Below are 18,735 nucleotides of genomic sequence, written 5' to 3' on the forward strand. Positions count from 1 at the left end.
GCCGTGATTCCGGAACAATAGACAGGAAGCCTGATTAAGTGGGCGATGGCGGTGAACGTCGAGTCGCAGGTCGAGGCCACGGCGCCACCGCTGGCCTCCGCCTTGCCGGCGTCCGTGCGGCTGCAGGCGGAGGGCCAGGTCCTCGTCGTGACACCTGCCTGTCCGCATAAGCGAAATACCCTCGACGACGCGACCATCCACGGCCTGGAACGGGTGTTCCGGGAGGTCGCTCCCGCCTACCGCGCTGCGGTCCTCGCCGCGGACGGCGATCATTTCTCGGCCGGCCTTGACCTTCATGAGCTCGCGGACCGCGATGCCTTCGCCGGCGTAGCCCACTCGCAGTTCTGGCACCGCGCCCTGGACGCGATCGAGGGCGGCCCGATCCCCTCCGTGGCGGCCCTGACAGGCGCGGTCGTCGGCGGTGGGCCGGAGCTCGCGGCGGCGTGCGCCACCTCCGGGTCGCCGACCGCTCGGCGTTCTACGCCCTACCCGAGGGACAGCGGGGGCTCTTCCTCGGCGGGGGCGGGTCGGTGCGGCTTCCCGGGCTCATCGGCGTGGCGCGGGTCATGGATCTCATGCTCACCGGCAGGCGCCTGACGGCGGACGAGGGCCAGGCCGCGGGCCTGACGCAGTACGTGGTCGAGACGGGCACCGTGGGCACCGCGGCACTCGACCTCGCGCGGAAGATCGCCCGTAACGCCCCGCAGGCGAACTTCGCCGTGCTGCAGGCCCTGCCGCGCATTGCGCCGGCCGTGTGGGGTGCAACTAGTCGGTTAGGGGCGCTGAGCTGCGCGAACAGCGCGTCGGGGATCATGCCGGGTTATGGTGTCGATGGTGATGTTCTTGCTGGTGCGCAGGCTGCTCGGCGTGGTCGGCCTGGGTGCGCGGCCTGACGAGAAGGACGTCGAGATCGCGGTCCTTCGCCATCAGCTGGCCGTACTGCGCCGTCAGGTCGCTCGGCCGCGGTACACCTCATCTGATCGGATGCTGCTGGCCTCGCTGGCTCAGCTGTTGCCCCGCCCGCGCTGGTCGGCGTTTCTCGTCACGCCTGCAACGCTGCTGTGCTGGCATCGAGACCTCGTCCGGCGCCACTGGACCTACCCGCAGCAGCGTCGTGGCCGGCGTCTCGACGATGTGGTCGCGCAGCTGGTGCTCCGGCTGGCCCGGGAGAATCCCCGCTGGGGCTATCCGCGGATCGTCGGCGAATGCCGCAAGCTGCACGTCCAGGTCTCGGCGACCTCCGTGCGCAACATCCTGCGCCGCCACGGTCTTGGTCCGGCGCCTCGTCGCGGTGGCGGTCCGAGCTGGTCGCAGTTCCTGCGCGATCAGGCCCGGGGCGTGTTGGCGTGCGACTTCCTGACTGTCGACACCGTGACGTTGACCAGGCTGTACGTGCTGTTTTTCGTTGGGCTTGACCGCCGCCGGGTCTGGCTCGCCGGCGTGACCGAACACCCCAGCGCCGCGTGGGTCACGCAGCAGGTGCGGAACCTCGTCTACCACCTCGGCGACAACGGCGGTGGGCCGTACAAGTTCCTGGTCCGCGACCGGGACACCAAGTTCGTCCGCGGCTTCGACGGCGTCTTCGCGGACGAGAGCATCCGGATCCTAAGGACACCGGTCCAAGCGCCGAAGGCGAATGCCTTCGCGGAACGCTGGGTCCGCACCGTGCGCGCTGAGTGCCTGGACTGGTCCCTGATCTGGAACCGGCGCCACGCCGAACAGGTCCTGTCGACCTACGTCGAGCACTACAACACCGCCCGACCCCACCGCGGGATCGACCTCGACACGCCCGACCCGTCGACACCGGCCGGTGATCCGACCAGCCCGATCAGACGCATCGACCGCCTCGGCGGCCTCCTCCACGAATATCAGCGAGCGGCCTGATCAGCGAAACCGTCCATTTGCACCCCTCAGAGCGATCAGGTTGTGGCGCCAGCGCAGCACCGTCTCCGCGCGCACGAGTAGCCGCAGGTCGCGCAGGGTTGGCCGCGGCAGCGTGTGCAGGAGTGCGGCGAGCAGGGCGCGGTCGGCGGGCTGGAGCTGGATCCGGTGGCCGTCGAGTTGGCGGTGCAGCACGGCGATCTGGTGTCGCAGGGTGAGGATCTCGATGTCCTTGTCGTGATCGCTGCGGGGCAGCAGGCGCAGCAGCGCGAACGCGTTCGTGACACCGAGATAGGTCAGCCGAAGCACGATGAGGTGGCATCCTCGCGCAGCCACCGGCCCCGACGGCTGCGGCCACCCTGACCAGGGCGGATGGCATTATCGGCACACACAGCGTTGCGCCGTCGGCCAGTCGGCCAGTCGACCCAGTCCGGCACCCGTCGTCGTGAACGTCCGTACTTCGCCCCGCCGACCGCCCCCACGCCCAGGCAGCCGCACCGCCGCCACGACCGTGTCCCGGTGCACATCCAGCCCTGCGACCCGGCCGATCAGCACATCCATCAAAGACCAGCTCCGTCCCCTCGACCCGCGACCGACACAGACCGCCCGGGGAGGACCTGTCACCAAAGATTTTGAGGTACGCGCTCATGGCAGCAGGACAGGATTCCTCAGGACCTCCGCGCCACACTGACCTACGGGCTCACAGCACCAAGGCGCCACGACGTCGGACCGGACGGCGCCACCGGGCTCATCAGGACAGGGGGCCGGCGCAAGCCGGCATGATCACTGGGTGGCCGCGTCGCGCGGCTACCCAGAATGGACCCCGCCGGTGCTACTGGAGCGGCTCGCCGCACCAGTAACCGTCCTTATTGAGCGCGGCGGGCGGTTGCATCGTAATGAATTGATTGCCCGCCGAGTCGACCTTGACGAAGATCCGACAGAGCGTCGGTTGCTTCGGCTTGGTGAGATCGGTCGGCGCTGAGATGCCACCCGCCGTGTAGTCGGTTTCCTTGCGGAGGTTGGCGATGAATGCCTGGCGGGTGGGGCAGGTACCGGCGCGTTGCAGGCCCGTGATCATCTCGTCGGCGGCGACATAGCCGGAGACTGCCAGTTCGTCGGTCGGGTCCGAGACCTCGGGGGCGTAGGTGCTCATCACCGTGCGATAGGCGATCATGGGAGGAGACGTCAGAGGCGCGATGCTGGACGGGATCGACATCCCGGCCATGTCGGTGCCCCGCGTCGCGAGCAGGGTCGCGTTGTAGCCGCTGGAGTTCAGGGCGACGGTGAAGTTCACTCCGAGTTGTTTGGCGGCCGAGTAGATGTCGATGAACGGCTCGGGCTGGGCAGCGCCGATAAGCGTGTCCGCTCCGGACTGCTTCAGTTGTTGGGCGACGTGCGTCGTGTCGGTGACGTTCGCGACGTAGGTGACCGAGCCGACGACCTCGATACCGCGACTTTGCAGGCTCGGCGCGAGCTGCGCCGCGAGGGTCGCGGAAGTCGAGACCGTCGGGTCAATGAGAATCATTGCCTTGTGGCCACCCGCGGCCTTGACGAAGTCCCCATAAATCGTGGAGCCGCCAGTATTGAACAGGTTGCCGGAGTGAAAGATGTTCGGGTAGTCGCTGTAAGCGACGCTCGTGGCGGTTCCGGTGACCGGCACGCCCTGCTGGGCTAACCAGGGGGCGGACTTGTCCAGCGCGATCGAGGTCGTGATGAGACCGAAAACCTTCTGGGTGTTGACCAGGTCGTGCGCGACTACGGAGAAGGTCTCCGGCTCGGACTGGTCGTCGCGCCACTCGAGGTCGATCTGGCGGCCGTTGATGCCGCCCTGCGCGTTCTGCTGGTCGACGCGGGCCTGCGCGCCGCTGCGGGCGTCTCTGAAAGCGGACGCGACCCCGCCGGGCCCTGTGTCGGGGTAGATGTAACCGATCTTGATGGAGTTGGCCGTCACGCCTGGGGCGTTGATCGGGCAGGCCGCGGCGCCTGTCGCGGGCGGGTGCGACTGTCCGCACCCGGTGAGGGCGACAGGCAACCCGATCAGTGTTGCGGCGACCGCCGCCGTGGTCGTCCGCACCCCTATACGTTGACGAGTCATCAGGTGTCCCCTCGATCGGATGATCCACATGAAAAATGAGAGTCGACTCTAACCTTGTACCGTGCCAGAACTCGATTCAGGGTGTTGAGCTGCGGTTTCGCTGTTCGCCGTGGCGGTGGATGATCGTGGGTGTGGTGGTGCGGCTGGTGTATCTGGTCACGGTCCGGGTGTTCGGTTGGCTCGTCCTGCTGACCCGCGGCGACGCGGCGACGCGGCGAGGACGGCGGAGCTGCTGGTGCTGCGCCAGGAGGTCGCCGTGTTGCGTCGCCAGGTCGAGCGGCCCCGGTTCAGCTGGCCCGACCGTGCCCTCCTGGCCGCGCTGGCCCGACTGCTACCCCGGGGACGACGTGTTCGCCTCCGAAGGTGTTCAGGTCGTTCGGACGCCGCCGCGGACACCACAGGCGAACTGCTACGTGGAGCGGTTCATCCGCTCCGTCCGCCAGGAGTGCACCGACCGGATCCTTCTCTACGGCGAACGCCACGCCACCGCCGTACTCGACGACTACGCCCGCCACTTCAACGACCACCGGCCACACCAAGGACGAGACCAACATCCGCCGCACCACGACCCGGCCGCCGTCACACCCCTCGACGGCCCGATCCGCCGCCACAAGGTCCTCGGCGGCGTGATCAACGAGTACCACCGCGCCGCCTGACCAAACAGCGACATCGCTGGTCACGCCCCGGATCGAGTTCTGGCACGCTACAGGCACCTGCGGACCGTCCTGACCGAATACACAGCCCACTACAACGGACGACGACCCCACCGCAGCCGCGATCTCCGACCACCCCGGCCCGATCACCCCGTCACAGACCTCACCACCAAAAGGATCAAGCGCCGACCCGTCCCCGGTGGACTGATCAACCAGTACGAACCAGCCGCATAAAACCCCAGGTCAACCCCGTGACGCAGTGCTGGCACCTCACAGGATCCAGCATGGTGCACGTGACCCAGATCGTTGAGGGACTGCGGATGTCCCCCTGGAAGTCCTGCTGGTGCTCGGCGCGGTCGCCCTGGTGGTGGCGCGCTGGCTCCCCGCGGCTGCCCGTCGGCCACTGACGTTCGGCTCGGTGGCAACCGTCGCGCCCTCTGGATTGGTGCTGGGCGTGGTGGGGCTGCGCTGGCAGGTGGTGCCGGTACTCGTCGGCGCGGCTGCGGCCACCTCGTTCGCCCTCGCTCCGCTACTGCCCCTACGCGATGACCGCTCGCCGCGCCGGGCCCCGTGGTGGCTCGCGCTGCCGGGATCGGCGCTGTGCCTCGGTCTGATCGCCTCGGGCCCCGCGACGGCCTGGGCACTGCCCAGGCCGGTGTTCCCCAAGCCGTCGGGGAGCTCCGCCGGGCTGCCCGGTTCGGCGCTTCTGTAACGCCTGTCCGTCAAGGGCCGTGCGCACGGAGACGCCCAGGAGGTGCGGGTTGAGCGAGGGCGAGAAGGAGAGCATCAGTTCGGGCTTGAATGGCTCATTGGGCCTGTCCATGTCCGGTGAGCATGTCGATCAGGCTGTGGGGTGCGTTGTCGTCGAAGAGGAGCTCGTGAAGGTGGGCGCCATCGGTGGCAGCCGCGGCGCTGCGGGGGAACAGGGCCTGCTCGTATTCGGTGAGCGCGGCCTCGACATCATCGGGGTGCGCGGCGATGGCCCTGCCGAGTTCGGCTCCGTCGTACATGGCCAGGTTGGCGCCTTCGCCGTTCGGGGCCGAGAGGTGGGCGGCGTCGCCGAGCAGGGTCGCCCCCGGTACCCGGTCCCACCGGTGCCCGATGGGCAGGGCGTTGAGGGTGCGCAGGACCGGCGCGGTGTCACTGTCGGTGATCAGAGCGGTGAGCTCCGGCGCCCAGCTGTCGAACTCCTGTGCGATCCGCGCGGTGGCCACGGCGGAATCGGTGAAATCGATACCGGCGAACCAGTCCTGCGGCTTGGTGAGCGCCACGTAGGTGTGGAGGGTCCCGCCGCTCTCCCGGTGGGCCTGGATCCCCTTTCCCGGCGCGAGCGCGAACAGCGATCCGCCGCCGACCGCTTTCGCGCTGGCGGGGTGCCGGGTGTCGCCGTCGAACAGGTAGGTCTCGATGAACGACCTGCCGACGTACTCGGGTGTGGCGTCGGAGAGCAGTGGCCGGACTCGTGACCACGCGCCGTCCGCGCCGACCAGCAGGCTCGTGACGACGGTGGTGCCGTCGGCGAAGGTCACCTCGTAGCGGCTGTCGCCGAGGGCGCGGACGCCGCTGACCTTGTGGCCCCACCGGACGGTGCCGGCCGGGAGTGAGTCGAGCAGGATCTGTCGCAGCGCGCCGCGCTGCACCTCGGGGCGTCCACCCGTGCCGTCGTCGGGTTCGTCGAGCAGAACGGTCCCGTCCGCGGCGAGGACCCGTGTCGCCTCGTGGCCCTCCAGTATGAGGCCGCGGAACTCCTCGATCAGGTCCGCCGCCCGCAGAGCTGGTTGGCCGTTGTAGTCGTGGATGTCGAGCATCCCGCCCTGCGTACGCGCCGTCGGGGAGGGCTCCGCCTCGTAGACCGTGGCCGGGATGCCGTGGACGTGCAGGACGCGGGCGAGCGTGAGGCCGCCGAGTCCGGCGCCGATGATCGTGACGGGGGTGCGCATCGTGACTCCTTCGGGATCGAGGCCGCCCGGTGAGGTTCGGCCAGTCTCTCTGGTATGTCGTTCCAAGATTGGAACAGGGCTCCATATTGGAACGCTGCTCCAGGCATGTCAAGATGGCGGCATGGCAACGCGGACGCGCCGGTCACAGCGGCGCACAGAGGCGCTCTCCCGCGAGCGCATCGTCGAGGCCGCCGTCGAGCTGCTCGACGCGGCCGGCGAGGGCGGCCTGACCTTCCGGGTGCTGACCGAGCGCCTCAACACCGGGCCCGGGGCGATCTACTGGCATGTCGCGAACAAGGGCGAGCTACTCGGCGCCGCCACCGACGCCGTCGTCGCCGCCGCTCTGGCCATCGAGCCCGCCGAATCTCCGCACTCGCCGCAGGACGAGATCCGCGCCGTCGCGCTCGGCCTGTTCGACGCGATCGACGAGCATCCGTGGCTCGCCACGCAGCTCTCGACACAGCTGTCCCGCAGCCCCTGGGGGTCGGTGACGCCGCGGATCCTCGAAAGCATCGGGCGGCAGGTCCGCGCGCTCGGTGTGCCCGAGGGCAGCTGGTTCACGGCGACCTCGGTGCTGGTGCATTACATCCTCGGCGCCGCCGGCCAGAACGCCGCGAACGCCCGCGTTGTCGGGCCCGACGTGGACCGTGCCGAGTTCCTCGACTCCGTGTCGACGGCATGGGAGGAGCTCGACCCCGACGACTACCCGTTTACCCGGGCCGTCGCGGACCAGCTGCGCGACCACGACGACCGCGAGCAGTTCCTCGCCGGGATCGATCTCGTCCTCACCGGCGTCACCGCTCTGCACCCGCCCGGTGGACAGGTGTGCACCTCGTCCGCCACCTGAGCCTGAGGCCTTCAGCTCCCGGCCGTGCCCCGGCCACAGCGGTAAACCTGTCTGCTCAGAGCCGAAAAATCTGCTCCCGCTGCAGTAGACATCGGGCCCTGCGCCGGGTAGCTTTCCTCTCGTAGGCAAGAGAGTCCATGGTCGCGGCAGACAGGAACTGTCGCGAGCGGGACGGCGGCCAGACGGGCCGCCGAGCACCACCGTGAAAGTTCGGCGGTACCCATAGACAGCGAAAAGCGAGAGGAGCAGACGCCACCAGGATCGCCCGGGCGATGGTCTAGCCCGCTCGGGCACCGCAGACCCCGGATTGGAAGGTGGTTCCCGGTCACGCATACGCGATCTCCGCGCACCCTCCCTCTGAGGCGGCGCGGACCCAGGAATCCGGCCCACCTGGCCGGTAGATGGTGTTGAACCCTTAGGGCCCTGGTGCCGTCTGGCACCAGGGCCCCTTCAACGTGTCCCGAGAGGTGCAGTGACTCCTGGAACCACCCGCAAACCGGCCGACAGCCTCGACGACGACGACTACCCCGCCTACACCGTGGGCCGTGCGGCCGACATGCTCGGCACCACTCCCGCCTTCCTGCGGGCCCTCGGCGAAGCCCGCCTGATCACTCCCCTGCGCTCCGAAGGCGGCCACCGCCGCTACTCCCGCTACCAGCTGCGCATCGCCGCCCGCGTCCGGGAGCTCGTCGACGGGGGCACCGCGATCGAGGCCGCCTGCCGCATCGTCATCCTCGAAGACCAACTCGCGGAAGCCCAAAAGATCAACGAACAACTACGCAACAACCAGCCAGCCGGTCAGCCTTGACCGTCGAGCCGTCCTGACGGACTGACAACAGGAAAGCGATCCGCCCGGCTTGGCCGTCGATGTCGCCCGTGCAGAGAGTGGATGGCGACATCGACGACCGGCCGCCGTACGTGATCATCGTGGGCGACCCTTTGACCTGCGGCTTCGCTGTCCGCCGAGATGGCGGATGAGCCGGGTAGCCCCGGCGCATTGCTGCGCCAGGGCTCCCTCAGAACCCGACGTGCGGGTCGTCCCCGCATCGGGCTCAAGCCGCGTCGCTCGGTGCTTCCTCCGCGCTGTGGGGTGCGGATCGCACTGCGCCCTGGTGTCGCGCGCAGTCGGTGTGGACATACCGGTGTTTCGTCCGGCTACTGCTGAGATCGTGCACCGGTTGGTAGGTCATCCGGGCTCCGAGGCCGGCGAACCACTCCGTCCTGGGGGTGCAGGTGGACGGTCAGGGGCGCTGATCTGGGCGAATGGTCGTCGGGGACCATGACGAGTCATGGTGTCGACGGTGGTATTCCTGATGGTGCGCAGGCTGCTTGGCATGGCCGGCTTGGGCGGGCGGCCGGACGAGAAGGACGTCGAGATCGCCGTCCTGCGCCATCAGATCGCGGTGCTACGTCGCCAGGTCGCCCGGCCGCGATACTCGCCGTCCGATCGGATGCTGCTGGCCAGCCTGGCCCAGCTCCTCCCCCGCCCACGCTGGTCGACGTTTCTCGTCACCCCCGCAACCCTGTTGCGCTGGCACCGCGAGCTGGTCCGGCGTCACTGGACCCACCCGCAGCGGCGTCACGGTCGCCGGCTCGAGGACGCGACGTGCAGCTCGTGCTCCGGCTCGCCCGAGAGAATCCCCGCTGGGGCTACCTCAGGATCGTCGGAGAATGCCGCAAGCTGCAGGTCCACGTGTCGGCCACGTCGGTCCGCAACATCCTTCGCCGCCACGGTATTGGCCCGGCCCCCCGCCGCGACGCAGGTCCCAGCTGGTCGCAGTTCCTGCGCAGCCAGGCCCGCGGCATACTCGCCTGCGACTTCCTCACCCTCGGCACCGTCACCATGGCCAGGCTGTACGTCCGGTTTTTCGTAGAGCCCGACCGCCGCCACGTCTGGCTCGCCGGCGTCACCGCCCACCCCACCACCACCTGGATCACTCAACAAGCCCGAAACCTCGCCTATCAGCTCGGCGACAACGCCGCCGGGCCGTACAGGTTCCTGATCCGCGACCGGGACGCCAAGCTCGTCGCCGGCTTCGACGAGGTCTTCACCGACGAGGGCATTCGGATCCTCAGGACGCCGGTCCAGGCGCCGCGGGCGAACACCTTCGCCGAACGCTGGATCCGCACCGTCCGCGCCGAGCGCCTGGACTGGAACTTGATCTGGAACCGGCGCCACGCCGACCAGGTCCTGTCGACCTACGTCAAGCACTACAACACCGCTCGACCTCACCGAGGCATCGACCTCGACACCCCCACCGCGCAGACCCCGACCGGCGATCCGGCTGGCCCGATCAGACGCATCGACCGCCTCGGCGGCCTCCTCCACGAATACCAACGAGCCGCATGATCAAGGCTCCGACCGGTGAAATCGCACACTTGCACCCTTCAGGCTCGCTTGACCGCGTTCACGTCCCGGTTGAACTCTCCTGACGAGACGATGGTCATCGTGACCACTCGCGGTGAGGTCCCCGATCGCAATCGTGTATTTTTGACCCGAAATGCCGCCCGGCGGCGATGGCCGGCCTGACCGTCCCTGCGCGGGGTACCGACGAGGCCGGGGTTTCTGGAAAATGAATTTTGTGATCAGGGTGCCGGCGAGCCAGTGTTCATACCACGCGGCAGTCCAGCTCCATTCGATGAAGAGGGCGTGGTAGACCTCCGGAGGCGGATAGTATCTCGCCAGATATCATAGTTGCACTCTGACGAAGCGAGCAGAGATATGAATTCTGGCGTGGTCGAGACGACTGTGCTGATCGTCGGCGGCGGCCCGGCTGGACTGACCGCGTCCCTCCTGCTGTCCCGCCACGGCGTCGACTCCGTGCTGATCGACAAACGGCTCGAGGCGTCGCCGCTGCCCCGGGCCCGCGGCGTGCACTCCCGAGCGATGGAGATTTTGCGCGTCTGCGGTGTCGAACCGGACCTGCGCGCAGTGGAGCTGCCGATCACCCCGGGCGCGGAATGGCGAGTCGATCTGGCGAGCCCCCCGCTGCACGAGGACGTGCCGTCACCCGGTCCCACCACCGTGAGCCCGTGCGAGGGACTGGCAGTTTCGCAGGACGTGTTCGAGGCGGTCCTGCGAGACCACGCCCGCAGCCACGCGCACGCGCGGCTGCGCCCGGGCATGCTGCTGGACTCGTTCCGCGCAGTGGAGGACGGTGTACAGGCCACTGTCGTCGAGCAGGCGTCCGGATGTCGCGTCCAGATCCGGGCCCGATGGATGATCGCTGCCGATGGAGCCCGCAGCGGCGTACGCCAGGACCTGCAGATCGGCATGAACGGGCCGGACGACCTCGGCCAGCAGAAGATGATCGCTTTCCGGGCCGACCTGAGCGCGCTGACCGGTCCTCGGCCGCGGGGGATCTACTTTCTCGCCGCCGCTGGCGCGGCGCTGATCTGGACCCACGCCGACGATCGCTGGGTGATCAACCAACCCGGCCCCATCGCCGCCGGCGAGGATCCGGCCACGGTCGTGCAGCGGATCCTCGGCCTTCCCGACCTGGCCGTGCAGGTAACGGCCACCGGCCTTTGGACGGCCGGCGCCCAGTCGGCCGACCAGTATGCGCAAGGCCCGGTCTTCCTGGTCGGCGACGCCGCGCATCGCTTCCCGCCCGTCGGCGCGACCGGGGTCAGCGCCGCGATGCACGACGTGCACAACCTTTCCTGGAAGATCGCCGCCGTCGTCCGCGGACATGGCGGCCAGAGGCTGCTGGACAGCTACGCCGTCGAGCGGGAAGCGGTCGGGCTGCGCAACGCCGACGAGACTGGCGCTGCCTGGGCGCGGGTCTTCGCCGGCAGCGGCGCGCCGTTCAGCGGACGCGGCCTGGCTCAGATCGACATGGGCTATCAGTACACGTCGCCGGTCGTCGCCGACGACGGCAGCCCCGACGCCGACCCGCCCGGTGCCGACTACCAGCCGACCGCAGCCCCCGGCTGCCGGGCGCCGCATCTGTGGCTGGCCGACGGCACGTCCACCATCGATCTGTTCGACCAGCGCTTCGTGCTGCTCACCGCAGAGCCTGGCCACGTCTGGCGCGACGCCGCCGCGCGCACCGCCGGGGCGTTCGTCGACAGCCGGGTCGTCGCCGAACCGACCTGGCCGGGCCTGTATGGCGTCGCGCCCGACGGGGCGGTGCTCGTCCGTCCCGATGGACATGTCGCGTGGCGCAGCCGAGCCGCATCCACCGATCCGTCCGCGGACATCCAGACCGCTCTCGCGACCTGCACGGGAAGCTGAGCCGCCGCACCTGTGGGGTTCCAGAACTCGGCCACCTGCGTTGAGCTGGGCTTTTACGCGGCTCGTTCGTATTCGCTGATCAAACCATCGAGGACGGGCCGGCGATTGATCCGTTCGCTGGTCAGGTCGGCGATGGGGTGGTCGGGCCGCGGCGGCTTGAGATCACGGCTGCGGCGGGGTCGTCGCCCATTGTAGTCGAGCGCATATTCGGCCAGGGCGGCCCGCAGGCGCCGTTCGCCGAAGATCAGCATGCGGTCGGTGACCTCGGCCCGAACCGTGCGGACGAACCGTTCCGCGTAGGCATTTGCTTGAGGAACTCGAGGCGGGATCTTCACCGCGGTGATGCCTGCGTCGGCGAGGACTGCGTCGAACGAGGCGGCGAACTGTCCGGCGCGGTCGCGGATTAGGAAGCGGAACTCGGTTGCCTGGTCCCCAAGGTCCATGAGGACGTTGCGGATCTGCTGGGTGGTCCACGGCCCGTCCGGGTGGGCGGTGACGCCGACGATGTGGACGTAACGGGAGCCGACCTCCATGACGAACAAGCAGTACAGACGCCGCAGCGTCACCGTGCAGTCCACGTGGAAGAAGTCAACGGCCAGCGTCGTCGAGGCCAGGGATCGTAGGAACTGCCTGTAGCGTGCCGGAACTCGATTCGGGTGCCTGGCCTGTGGTTTCGCTGTTTGGTCAGGCGGCCCGGTGGTACTCGTTGATCACGCCGCCGAGGATCTTGTGGCGGCGGATCGGGCCGTCGGGGGGTATGACGGTGGCTGGGTCGTGGTTCGGCGGGCGCTGGTCTCGCCCTTGGTGGGGCCGGTGGTCGTTGAAGTGGCGGGCGTAGTCGTCGAGCACCGCGGTGGCGTGGCATTGCCCGTGGAGGAGGATCCGGTCGGTGCACTCCTGGCGGATGGAGCGGATGAACCGTTCGGCGTAGCAGTTCGCCTGTGGTGTCCGCGGCGGCGTGCGCACGACCTGCACGCCCTCGGAGACGAACACGTCGTCGAATGCCTGAGGGTATTTCGCGTCCCGGTCGCGGATGAGGAACCGGAACCGGTCGAGGCGTCCGTCCAGGTCCATGGCCAGGTGGCGTGCCTGTTGGGTGACCCATGCCGCGGTCGGACGGGCGGTTACGCCTAGGACGTGGACACGGCGGGTCTGGATCTCCATGACGAACAGCACGTACAGCCGGCGTAGGACGATGGTGTCCAGCTGGAAGAAGTCGGTCGCCAGCAGCCTGCCGGCCTGGGCTCGCAGGAAGGTACGCCAGCTGGTGTCGGCCTGGCGGCGTGGCGCCGGGCCGAGACCCGCACCGGCGAGAATCCGACGTACCGTGCCCGCGCCGATCCGATACCCCATGCCGAGCAGTTCGCCCTGGACACGGCGATGACCCCACGTGGGGTTGTCGCGGGCGAGGCGGATCACTAGCGCCCGCAGTTCGTCAGCCACTGGCGGGCGGCCCATCCGGTGCGGGTAGGTCCATCGTCGGCGGACCAAGCGGCGATGCCACGCCAGCAGCGTCGCCGGGGTCACCAGCCGGCACGCCCGAACCTCCCGCGGCAGCAACTGGGCCAGCGCGGACAGGAGGGCCCGGTCGGGCCAGCTGAACCGGGGCCGCCCGATCTGGCGACGCAGCACCGCCACCTCCTGGCGCAACACCAGCAGCTCCGCCGTCCGCGCCGCGTCGCCGCGGCTGAGCAGCACGAGACAGCCGAACACCCGCACCATGAACAAGTACCAACCGCAGCCCCATGACAGCGATCATGCCCACGGCGCCTGGTGGCGAACCCGCAGGTCAGCGGCCCGACATCGAGTTCTGGCACGGTACAGGCCGGGGCCGTGCGTCCTCAAGGCGGTAACCTCGCGCAGGGCCCAGGGTCGAGCCTTGTTTGGTGATCTGCGACGGCGTCACCGCGCCGCGGCTTGGAGCGGGCTGGGCGACAACCCGTCATCCGGGGCGGGCGGCACGTGGGGGAACAGTTCCTGGAAGGCGCCCTGCGTGATTCGAAGACGGGTGGCGGGGTCGAGATCGCCGACGAGCTCATGAAGCGTTCGCTGAGTGTGGCCGAAGGTGCCTTCGATGTGTGGGTAGTCGCTGCCCCAGCACACGTTGCGCCAGCCCATCGCCGTCACCGCGGCGACGGCCGAGCGGTCGTGCTGGAAGGACGCGTAGATGTTCTCGTACAGGTATTCGCTCGGGAGCCGCCGCAGGCGCGGGTGGACGGCCGACGCGTGCTGCCGGTATGCCTCGTCGAGCCGGTCGGCGACGAACGGACCCCAGGTGGCGCCGCCCTCGGACACGATCGCCCGCAGTGACGGATGCCGGTCGAACACGCCGCTGGCGATCAGCTTGGACACCGCCCGCTGGCCGCCGTAGGTCGTCTCCATGTAGTTCAGCAGCGCGCCTCCCGGGCCTCGGTAGTAGGTGCCGTTTCGGGCGGACGCGTCATGCGGCTCGCTTCCGATGTGAAACCCGATCACGAGGCCGGTCTCCGCGAGGGCGGCCCACAGCGGCTCCCACGACTCGCGATGCCAGTCGTCCCCGTCGATCAGCGGCGTGACCGGCAGGGAGGCGGCGTGGTAGCCGAGCCCCGCGGCCCGCCGGACCTCGGCCACCGCGGAGTCGACGGTGAGGAAGGGGATCGTGGCCGCGCAGACGTAGCGGGGCGAGAAGCGCTGGTACTCGATGGCCCAGTCGTTGATCGCCCGGGCACCTGCCGCAAGCAGTTCCGGGCCGCGGATCGACGAGGTCCACATCCCCAGCGACGGGTAGATCAGCTCGGCCCAGATGCCCTCGGCGTCCAGGTCGACAAGCCGCAGCTCCTTGTCGTTGGCGCCAGGCGCCCGCTCGGGGACGGACAGGCCGTTCGCGTCGATGAGCTTCGCACCGGGCCGGGGCATGCGACGGCGGAACTCCTGCCCGTCGACGTGGATCGTCTCCCAGCCGCCGTCGGGGTCCTTGACGCTGCGCGGCATCCGCGCCGCGAGCGATGAGGGCAGGCTCCGGTCGAACAGATCGTCCGGCTCGACGAGATGGGAGTCACCTGAGTTGGCCCAGATCTTCTCCATGGTTCATGCCTCCTAAGACAGCACCAGTCGACGCCGGGCTGGAATCCGGCGAACACGTTATTAGGTCGATGGCGGCGAGCCGGCTAGCGAGGTCGAAAACGAAGATGAACTCGAAGTCCGCCTGCGCGGCGAAGTGCTCGTCGACGCGGGTGTCGCCGATGTGCACGAACCGCTGGCAGCGCCAGGCCGCGCGGACCGCCGTGAGCTCGTGCTTGCGGCTGACGAAGTCGGGCACGATCCCGGCGCGAGCCCACATCGCCGACTGTTCGCCGAGGGTGCGGTCGGAGCAGCTACCGATCACGTAGCCCCGCGCCCGCGCCCACCGTACGAAGGCCAGTCGAAGTGGTCCGGCGGGGTCGCCCGTCTCGAGGGTGCCGTCGATGTCGAAGCTGACGAGCGTACGAGCCTCCATCGCCGCGCTCAGTCCGTACGCAGCATGACCGCCGCGGGGTCGTGGAAGAAGCTCGCGCCGGCGCAGACCAGCGCCGTCCTGGCGTCCGGAACCTGGCGGTCCCCTTCGGTACCGCGCAGCTGCCGCACCGCCTCCGTGTAGAAGTTGAAGCCTCCGGCACGTCCGTGCGAGAGCGCGCCGCCGTTGGTCGAGACGAGCGTGTGCCCGCCCAGCCGGTAGATGTTCGCCTCGGCGTCCCAGCCGGAGGCCAGCAGGTCGGCGGTCTCGCCCGGCTTGCAGAAACCGGCGGCCTCGATGCACCCCACCGTGTCGATCGTGTAACCGTCGTAGGGGAAGAACAGGTCGAGGTCGTCGATGGTCAGGTCACTGCGCTCCCGGAGGCCGGCCAGGGAGATCCACAGGGCGTTCTCGGTCCAGCCCAGGCTGTTGTCGTAGTACTCCCCGACCCGTGACCCGCCCAGCGACATGGCGTGGATGTACACCGGCTCGTGGCACAGGTCCCTGGCCCGTTCGGCCGTCGTGATGATGAGCGCTTCCCCGCAGTCGACCGGCACGTCCATGTCGAGCATCTGCATGGGCTCCCAGATCACCCGGGAGGCGTGGTAGTCCTCCATCGTGATCGGGGTGCGCAGGGCCGCCCGCGGGTTCGTGGCGGCGTGGGTGCGGTTGTTCACCGCGATGCGGGCGAAGACGTCCTTCGTCGCCCCGTAGTCGTGCAGGTAGCGCGCCATCCACGCGGCATAGGGCTCACCGGAGTGGATCCAGCGGCGGGCGGGGTCGTTCTGGCCGACGATCGTGTGGCCCCCCGCCGCGCGCAGCTGCGCCGACCGGGCACGGAACGGGTCGGCGGCGGCGGACCGGGACATCCCGATCCCACGGGTGTAGGCCTGCACGACCAGGACCATGTCGCAGAGCCCGGAGAACACCGCTTCGGCCGCGTACACGAAGCACGATCCGAGCCACCCGTTCTTCTGCCAGGTGGTCTTCTCGATCCCGAGCGCGCCCTGCAGCGTCAGGAACCCCGATCCGCCCATGGCCAGCGGGTCCATACCGGTGCCGCAGATGCCGTCTATCTCCTGCCGGTCGAGACCGGCGTCCTCGATGGCGGCGACGGCCGCCTCGAGGGCGAGCGACAGCTCGGTGCGCTTCAGGTCACGGCCATACGGCGTCGACCCGACGCCGACCACGGCCAGTTGGTCCTTCAACGGGTTTCGTGCCATGCCGCTACCTCCCGCCCTCGATCAGGCCCGATGGCTGGAACGCGGGCCACGCGACGCCGTCGCGATCCACCCACGTCAACCGCACCGGCATATCGAGCCGGACCCGGTCGGGAGGGCAGTTCACGATCGGCGCCAGGTAGCGCAGCCCCGGCTGCTCGACAAGTTCCACCGCCGCGGTCGGCACCGGTTCCCCCGGCGCCGCGCCCGGGTCCCGCTCCTGGTGGATCAGCGTGCACAGGAACACGGATCCGTCACCGCTCACCTGGGTGGGCACGACGTCCCAGGACCAGCACTTCGGGCACAGCGGCCGGTGCGGGTACACCCAGCAGCCGCAGGCCGCGCACCGGTTGATCAGCAGCCGTCGCGCCAGCAGCCCGCGGTAGTGCTCGATGTTGTCGCGGTCGATCAGGACCGCAGGGAACGCGGCGAAGACCTCCGCATCGGTCGCGTGGGTCGCGGGGGCCACCTCGGCCGCGTCGGCTATGCCGGTCACACCGCCACCTCGTCACTGGCCCGCCCGGCCAGGCCCACCCGATCGAGCTTGCCGTTGGCCAACCGCGGCAGCTCGTCCAGGAAGACGATGTCCCTGGGCATCTTGAACCGGGCCAGACGCGTCTCGAGCCACGAGCGCAGATCGTCGGCGTCGAGATGACGGTCGGGCCGCACGACGACGTAAGCCCGCACCACCTCCCCCTTGCGCCGGTCGGGCACGCCGACCGCGCCGCAGTAGTCGACGGCCTCGTGGCTGACGACGACCTTCTCAACCTCCTCCACCGAGACGTTCTCTCCGCCGACCTTCAGCATCAGCTTCAGCCGTCCCGCGTAGGTGACGTAACCATCGGCGTCCATGACGACGAGGTCCTCGCTGCGCAGCCAGCCGTCCGCGTCGAGGGCCCGAGCGGTCTCCTCGGGCTTGTTCCAGTAGCCCCGCATGACGTTGCCGCGCACCCATGCCTCGCCGACGGTTCCGGGGGGCACATCGAGGCCGGTCACCGGGTCGACGACCCGGAACTCGTTGCCCGGCAGCGGGCGGCCCCCCGTCGTGCGCTGCTTGCCGGGCGGATCGTCAGGACCCGTCACCGACGCCGGGCCGTACGTCTCGGTCAGGCCAAAGGGAACGAAGGTGAACGTGACGTTGGGCATGACCCGGCGGGCAGCCTCATCCGGCACCGCGGCGATCCGCAGCGACGACAGATCACGCCCGTCCTCGATCGCCGCCCGCGCGACCTCCACTGGGAGCACCCCGAACATCACGGTGGCCCGCTCGGACTCGACCAGTTCGGCGCCGAGGTGGGCGTTGAACGCCTCGGTGAAGACGAGCGTCCCGCCGTTCACCAGCATCGTCATGAGGCCCCAGATGCTGCCACCGCCGTGGAAGAACGGCATCATGCTGAAGAAAACGTCGCGGCCGTCGATCCCGACGCGGCGGGAGTGCAACGTCGCATTGGCGACGACACCGCCCTGTTCGAGCATCACCCCCTTCGGGAATCCCGTACTGCCAGACGTGTACTTCACCATCGCCAGATCACCGCCCAGCACCTGCCGCTCCATGCGATCGGCAAGCGCCCGGGCGTCCGCGGCCCTCGGGTCACCGTCGCGGTCGCGGCCGACCGCCTCCAGTGCCGCGAGATCAAAGGCGCCGTCGTGGCGGCCGCCACCCCGGTTGAAGACCACCACGTTGCGCAGGTCCGGGACGCGGGCGCTGAGCAGGTGCCCCGGCAGGTTCGCGGTCGCGAACTCCGGGCAGATCTCGGCGAGCATCGTGGGCATGCGCAGCGTCCGGAATCCATCGACCATGATCACATGGCGGGCGCCGGACTGGGCGATGACGTAGGAGACCTCGGCCGGCGTCAGAAAGGTGTTGACGGGCACCGTCACCGCACCGAGCCGCATGCAGGCCAAGTGCGAGACAACCCACTCCGGCGTGTTGGTCATCCACAGCACGACCCGGTCGCCGCGGCCGACGCCGATGCTCGCCAGGCCCGCGGACAACGCCCGCGCCCGCTCGACCAACGTGGCGTAGGTCAGCCGTTGGACACGCCCACCGTCATCGGCGGCAACCAGCGCGGCGCGGTCCGGGACTCGCTCCGCGGATGCGACGAGCGCCTGCCACATCGTCCGCGCACGGAGCCTGGCTAAGACCGCCTTGGGGTCCTCGCTCATCGGGCCGCCCCCGCCGGCGCCAACCGCTCACTGTGAAGCACCCACGTGTCCGCCGCGCCCTGCCGCACCACGGGCGGCACATCCCGCCAATACGTCGCCGGCACCCGAGCAGTCAACACGCCCGGCGGCTCGGTGATGTGACTGTCCGCATCGACGATCAGTTCCGGTGCGAGCACCATCCATGCCCTCCTGAGTCCACCAGCGACGCGGCCGGCGTCGCTGGG

Annotated in this window: 19 protein-coding genes and 1 pseudogene; 9 read left to right on the plus strand and 11 right to left on the minus strand. The window is 69.2% G+C overall.

Features of this window, described 5'->3' with window-relative positions:
- Positions 1-45: 45 nt before the first annotated feature.
- The 3 genes and pseudogenes from FRCN3DRAFT_RS57190 to FRCN3DRAFT_RS0224930 all read left to right on the plus strand — a co-directional run.
- Positions 46-387, plus strand: a pseudogene (locus tag FRCN3DRAFT_RS57190) (enoyl-CoA hydratase-related protein); the annotation flags it as partial.
- A gap of 56 nt (positions 388-443) precedes the next feature.
- Positions 444-893 carry an enoyl-CoA hydratase-related protein gene (locus FRCN3DRAFT_RS57195; protein ID WP_269799835.1) on the plus strand — a complete coding sequence of 150 codons (450 nt, stop codon included), beginning with the start codon at positions 444-446 and terminating at the stop codon, positions 891-893.
- On the plus strand, positions 832-1,884 hold the full coding sequence (locus FRCN3DRAFT_RS0224930) for an integrase core domain-containing protein (protein WP_342435364.1): 1,053 nt from the start codon (positions 832-834) through the stop codon (positions 1,882-1,884). The genes FRCN3DRAFT_RS57195 and FRCN3DRAFT_RS0224930 overlap by 62 nt, the downstream gene beginning before the upstream one ends.
- On the opposite strand, the gene FRCN3DRAFT_RS0224935 is transcribed toward FRCN3DRAFT_RS0224930, so the two are convergent.
- Together FRCN3DRAFT_RS0224935 and FRCN3DRAFT_RS0224940 are read right to left on the minus strand one after the other, a co-directional pair.
- Positions 1,885-2,190: a hypothetical protein gene (locus tag FRCN3DRAFT_RS0224935; RefSeq protein ID WP_007515019.1), complete on the minus strand. Its 306-nt coding sequence runs from the start codon at positions 2,188-2,190 to the stop codon at positions 1,885-1,887.
- A 523-nt stretch (positions 2,191-2,713) separates the two neighbouring features.
- Positions 2,714-3,976: an ABC transporter substrate-binding protein gene (locus tag FRCN3DRAFT_RS0224940; RefSeq protein WP_007515020.1), complete on the minus strand. Its 1,263-nt coding sequence runs from the start codon at positions 3,974-3,976 to the stop codon at positions 2,714-2,716.
- 131 nt (positions 3,977-4,107) lie between these two features.
- Between FRCN3DRAFT_RS0224940 and FRCN3DRAFT_RS49815 the strand changes: the two genes are divergently transcribed.
- Both FRCN3DRAFT_RS49815 and FRCN3DRAFT_RS0224950 read left to right on the plus strand, forming a co-directional pair.
- Positions 4,108-4,632 (plus strand): integrase core domain-containing protein, encoded by a 525-nt coding sequence (locus FRCN3DRAFT_RS49815; protein ID WP_051466366.1) that lies wholly within the window; start codon positions 4,108-4,110, stop codon positions 4,630-4,632.
- A gap of 415 nt (positions 4,633-5,047) precedes the next feature.
- On the plus strand, positions 5,048-5,341 hold the full coding sequence (locus tag FRCN3DRAFT_RS0224950) for a hypothetical protein (RefSeq protein ID WP_198536035.1): 294 nt from the start codon (positions 5,048-5,050) through the stop codon (positions 5,339-5,341).
- A gap of 94 nt (positions 5,342-5,435) precedes the next feature.
- Here the strand turns inward: FRCN3DRAFT_RS0224950 and FRCN3DRAFT_RS0224955 are convergent, their stop codons facing one another.
- Positions 5,436-6,569 (minus strand): FAD-dependent oxidoreductase, encoded by a 1,134-nt coding sequence (locus FRCN3DRAFT_RS0224955; RefSeq protein ID WP_007515023.1) that lies wholly within the window; start codon positions 6,567-6,569, stop codon positions 5,436-5,438.
- A gap of 121 nt (positions 6,570-6,690) precedes the next feature.
- Between FRCN3DRAFT_RS0224955 and FRCN3DRAFT_RS0224960 the strand changes: the two genes are divergently transcribed.
- The 4 genes from FRCN3DRAFT_RS0224960 (at position 6,691) to FRCN3DRAFT_RS0224975 (ending at position 11,653) form a co-directional block, all read left to right on the plus strand.
- Positions 6,691-7,416 (plus strand): TetR/AcrR family transcriptional regulator, encoded by a 726-nt coding sequence (locus FRCN3DRAFT_RS0224960; protein ID WP_007515025.1) that lies wholly within the window; start codon positions 6,691-6,693, stop codon positions 7,414-7,416.
- Between the two features lie 472 nt (positions 7,417-7,888).
- Positions 7,889-8,224 (plus strand): MerR family transcriptional regulator, encoded by a 336-nt coding sequence (locus FRCN3DRAFT_RS0224965; protein WP_007515027.1) that lies wholly within the window; start codon positions 7,889-7,891, stop codon positions 8,222-8,224.
- A 798-nt stretch (positions 8,225-9,022) separates the two neighbouring features.
- Complete coding sequence (locus FRCN3DRAFT_RS46145; RefSeq protein ID WP_007515029.1) at positions 9,023-9,766, plus strand: integrase core domain-containing protein; 744 nt, start codon at positions 9,023-9,025, stop codon at positions 9,764-9,766.
- A gap of 384 nt (positions 9,767-10,150) precedes the next feature.
- Positions 10,151-11,653 (plus strand): FAD-dependent monooxygenase, encoded by a 1,503-nt coding sequence (locus tag FRCN3DRAFT_RS0224975; protein ID WP_232794135.1) that lies wholly within the window; start codon positions 10,151-10,153, stop codon positions 11,651-11,653.
- Between the two features lie 53 nt (positions 11,654-11,706).
- Here FRCN3DRAFT_RS0224975 and FRCN3DRAFT_RS0224980 read toward each other — a convergent pair whose 3' ends face one another.
- The 8 genes from FRCN3DRAFT_RS0224980 to FRCN3DRAFT_RS0225015 all read right to left on the minus strand — a co-directional run bounded on the left by FRCN3DRAFT_RS0224980 (position 11,707) and on the right by FRCN3DRAFT_RS0225015 (position 18,690).
- Positions 11,707-12,186, minus strand: coding sequence for a transposase (locus tag FRCN3DRAFT_RS0224980; RefSeq protein WP_232794136.1), 480 nt, complete (start codon positions 12,184-12,186; stop codon positions 11,707-11,709).
- Between the two features lie 151 nt (positions 12,187-12,337).
- Positions 12,338-13,375 carry an integrase core domain-containing protein gene (locus FRCN3DRAFT_RS0224985; RefSeq protein ID WP_007515034.1) on the minus strand — a complete coding sequence of 346 codons (1,038 nt, stop codon included), beginning with the start codon at positions 13,373-13,375 and terminating at the stop codon, positions 12,338-12,340.
- Between the two features lie 180 nt (positions 13,376-13,555).
- Positions 13,556-14,716 (minus strand): amidohydrolase family protein, encoded by a 1,161-nt coding sequence (locus FRCN3DRAFT_RS0224990; RefSeq protein ID WP_007515035.1) that lies wholly within the window; start codon positions 14,714-14,716, stop codon positions 13,556-13,558.
- Complete coding sequence (locus tag FRCN3DRAFT_RS0224995; RefSeq protein ID WP_007515036.1) at positions 14,688-15,128, minus strand: HAD family hydrolase; 441 nt, start codon at positions 15,126-15,128, stop codon at positions 14,688-14,690. Before FRCN3DRAFT_RS0224995 ends, FRCN3DRAFT_RS0224990 begins: the two co-directional genes overlap by 29 nt.
- A gap of 8 nt (positions 15,129-15,136) precedes the next feature.
- Positions 15,137-16,348, minus strand: a complete 1,212-nt coding sequence (locus tag FRCN3DRAFT_RS0225000) for a thiolase family protein (RefSeq protein WP_007515037.1) — start codon at positions 16,346-16,348, stop codon at positions 15,137-15,139.
- Positions 16,349-16,352: 4 nt separating this feature from the next.
- A complete protein-coding gene (locus FRCN3DRAFT_RS0225005; RefSeq protein WP_007515038.1) occupies positions 16,353-16,841 on the minus strand; it encodes a Zn-ribbon domain-containing OB-fold protein in 489 nt (162 codons plus the stop codon).
- A complete protein-coding gene (locus FRCN3DRAFT_RS0225010; RefSeq protein ID WP_007515039.1) occupies positions 16,838-18,511 on the minus strand; it encodes a class I adenylate-forming enzyme family protein in 1,674 nt (557 codons plus the stop codon). The genes FRCN3DRAFT_RS0225005 and FRCN3DRAFT_RS0225010 overlap by 4 nt, the downstream gene beginning before the upstream one ends.
- On the minus strand, positions 18,508-18,690 hold the full coding sequence (locus FRCN3DRAFT_RS0225015; protein WP_007515040.1) for a hypothetical protein: 183 nt from the start codon (positions 18,688-18,690) through the stop codon (positions 18,508-18,510). Before FRCN3DRAFT_RS0225015 ends, FRCN3DRAFT_RS0225010 begins: the two co-directional genes overlap by 4 nt.
- Positions 18,691-18,735: the final 45 nt, after the last annotated feature.

This window comes from Pseudofrankia saprophytica (assembly GCF_000235425.2).
GTDB lineage: Bacteria > Actinomycetota > Actinomycetes > Frankiales > Frankiaceae > Pseudofrankia > Pseudofrankia saprophytica.

Bases quoted from the DNA above. Each gene is read 5' to 3' on its own strand.
- FRCN3DRAFT_RS0224930 (WP_342435364.1), top strand. From the start codon at position 832: ATGGTGATGTTCTTGCTGGTGCGCAGGCTGCTCGGCGTGGTCGGCCTG.
- FRCN3DRAFT_RS0224940 (WP_007515020.1), bottom strand. From the start codon at position 3,976: ATGACTCGTCAACGTATAGGGGTGCGGACGACCACGGCGGCGGTCGCC.
- FRCN3DRAFT_RS0224955 (WP_007515023.1), bottom strand. From the start codon at position 6,569: ATGCGCACCCCCGTCACGATCATCGGCGCCGGACTCGGCGGCCTCACG.
- FRCN3DRAFT_RS0224960 (WP_007515025.1), top strand. From the start codon at position 6,691: ATGGCAACGCGGACGCGCCGGTCACAGCGGCGCACAGAGGCGCTCTCC.
- FRCN3DRAFT_RS0224980 (WP_232794136.1), bottom strand. From the start codon at position 12,186: ATGGAGGTCGGCTCCCGTTACGTCCACATCGTCGGCGTCACCGCCCAC.
- FRCN3DRAFT_RS0224985 (WP_007515034.1), bottom strand. From the start codon at position 13,375: ATGGTGCGGGTGTTCGGCTGTCTCGTGCTGCTCAGCCGCGGCGACGCG.
- FRCN3DRAFT_RS0224990 (WP_007515035.1), bottom strand. From the start codon at position 14,716: ATGGAGAAGATCTGGGCCAACTCAGGTGACTCCCATCTCGTCGAGCCG.
- FRCN3DRAFT_RS0224995 (WP_007515036.1), bottom strand. From the start codon at position 15,128: ATGGAGGCTCGTACGCTCGTCAGCTTCGACATCGACGGCACCCTCGAG.
- FRCN3DRAFT_RS0225000 (WP_007515037.1), bottom strand. From the start codon at position 16,348: ATGGCACGAAACCCGTTGAAGGACCAACTGGCCGTGGTCGGCGTCGGG.
- FRCN3DRAFT_RS0225010 (WP_007515039.1), bottom strand. From the start codon at position 18,511: ATGAGCGAGGACCCCAAGGCGGTCTTAGCCAGGCTCCGTGCGCGGACG.
- FRCN3DRAFT_RS0225015 (WP_007515040.1), bottom strand. From the start codon at position 18,690: ATGGTGCTCGCACCGGAACTGATCGTCGATGCGGACAGTCACATCACC.